This window comes from Myxacorys chilensis, assembly GCF_059505265.1.
Window position 1 is genome coordinate 1 of sequence record NZ_JCACKG010000292.1, and the last position, 2,315, is coordinate 2,315.

Consider the following 2,315-nt stretch of genomic DNA (forward strand, 5'->3'; position numbering starts at 1 on the left):
CTCGGTTGGGAACCGCGCATCCCGATCGAGCAAACGCTCGACAAAATACTTATGCACTGGCGCTCAGTCGTCCTGGAATAAGGCTTTCCAGTCGAATTTCTCGTCTTCCATGGCCGGGGTGAAGAGCTCCTTCTCGGCCTGCGCCTTTTTCTCGGCGTGGGCGGCGTGGAGCTTGCTAAGCCGTTCCAGGATCGGCAGATTTTGCATGCTGATGAGCTGCGCATAGGCGATCGGCAAGGCGGTTCGGAGCGCCAGGAAGGCCTCGCCATCCTTAGCTTGGAGAGCCGATTCCGCTACCATACTGATACCATTGACGGGCTGCCTTTGTGAATCGACCTCAATGGTGATCCCCCAGGGCTGGAGCAGGCCGGCATCTGCCAGAAGTTTCGTAGCTCGGGCGGTGGTGGCGGCGCCGTTGCGAACATGGATGAGGAAATCGAGCATCTGCTTGGTGCGCGGATGCGGGGCGCCGTTCTCGAAGAACGGGGTGCCGCCGATGGGGTCGGTGCCCACCAGCATGCTCCCCTCGTCGACCGCCAGGGTGAAGTTGTCGGGCTTGTCGGCCGTCTGCCCCAGGCGGAACGGGTAGCCACGCAGGGCCGCGGGCACATAGCCGCCGAGCCAGCGGCCATCGGGGGCGACAAAAAGGTTCTGCCCGGGCCTGAGGCCCAGGAGCGCGACGAGCACCGGCCCTTGCGGGCTCTGGACGAAGCCGAGCGGCAGGGTGCGGGCGGCGTGGCCGATCTCCTGGGCGGAAAGCGGTACGGCATGGGTTTCGGCGGCAAAGCTGAAACCTTGAAAGCCCCTCCAAAATTGGTTGCCGTGGCGCTCCTGACTTACGGCGACGATGCTGGACATTCTTTTATCCTCCATAGGTGTGGGTTGAACCATAGTCCCAAGCGAAGGTCCAGCACAGGAGCGGCTACGTGACTGAATGGACGGTGAACGGCTATGTTTCAGAATTTTCAGTCAGAAGGGTCGCTTATGCGAGTAATGTAAAGAACAAGTGCTCTGCCGCTGAAAATGCGATGATTGCGGCAGTCACGGGGCGGTCGTGTGGCTGCGAAAGACGTTGGCGCGAAGTTGCTTGCTGGCAAAAGATGAACGGATTCTGAACAATTTGTTTCAGCGTGATCTATGGTAGAAATACGTATCCCTAACAATAAACGTGATGCTCCCGTCTTAACCACGTCAGCCTTTACGATTGATTAACCGTTGGCTCGGCGCTAAAACAGCCTGACCGCAGTAACCTGCGTAGCGCGATCGTGCGCATTAGGGAGAACTAGAATGGCTGTTACGATCCAGGGCGTTTATCTCGCTCTGTTTGGCCGCCCCGCCGACCCGGCTGGCTTGGCTTATTTCAACGGTGTCACCAACAATGGTGCAAACCTGAACGCTATCGGCGACTTGGCGAACACTGCGGAGTATCAGACCCGCTTCGCTGGCCAGACCAATGAGCAGATCGTGAACTCGATCTACCAGAGCCTTTTCGAGCGCGATGCTGAACCAGGTGGGATGACCTTCTTCCTGACCGAGCTCGCTGCAGGTCGTTTGAACATCAACAATATCGCCATCGCCATCCTTGAAGCTGCCAAGAACGAAGACCTGGCTATCGTTAATGCCAAGCTTGCAGCTGCTGATCTCTTCACTGCCAGCCTAGACCTGGACGTTGAGAAGGCTGCATATGTCGGCAACGCCGCTGCCGCAATCGGTCGGGCTTACATCGCTGATGTGGAAGCTGACGATCCCGCTACGCAAGCCGAAGCGGATGCTGCTATCGAACTCTTGCTTCCTGACCAAGGACAAGAACCGGAGCAGCCCGGCGGTGGTGGTACCGACGGCGGCAACGTGGGTCTGGTGCTGAGCCTTGAGCAGGCTGTCGATCGTTACCCTGGCAACCTGCCTGCAAATTTCGCGCTTGACCCCAATATCGTGGCGGACCTCACCGTTGACGAGCTTGAGGACGAAGTTCCGCCCGTGATTGCCGCAGCGAACAACTCGGCTGGTTATACTTTCAGTTACACTCTCACCGACACCTTCGATGAGCTGGACAACGATGCGAACAACGCTCAACTCAATGCCGCGCAAAGCTACACTCTGACTGATGCGAACGGCACCAACTTCGGAGAGCAGGAAGTCGACGACGCAGAATTGATTGCGGGAGCCACCAACGGCGGTAACTATAGCTTCGTTCTGCGCGACACTGATAATGCAGTGCTTGGAGCAAATGCCGAAGCAGTAGCACAGGCCTCGGCTGTTATTGCTGACGGCTCTAACCAAAATGTCAACGAAACCATCGACTTCTCGTCTTTCAG

The 2,315-nt window shown here is 57.7% G+C and carries 2 protein-coding genes; one reads left to right on the forward strand and one right to left on the reverse strand.

Annotated features, from left to right (window positions below; translation table 11 throughout):
• Positions 1 to 63: 63 nt before the first annotated feature.
• Positions 64 to 858 (reverse strand): SapC family protein, encoded by a 795-nt coding sequence (locus tag AC5JLB_RS29435; protein ID WP_495877371.1) that lies wholly within the window; start codon positions 856 to 858, stop codon positions 64 to 66.
• Between the two features lie 429 nt (positions 859 to 1,287).
• Here AC5JLB_RS29435 and AC5JLB_RS29440 point away from each other — a divergent pair.
• Positions 1,288 to 2,315: DUF4214 domain-containing protein (locus AC5JLB_RS29440; RefSeq protein ID WP_495877372.1), on the forward strand; the 1,028-nt coding region annotated here is incomplete at its 3' end.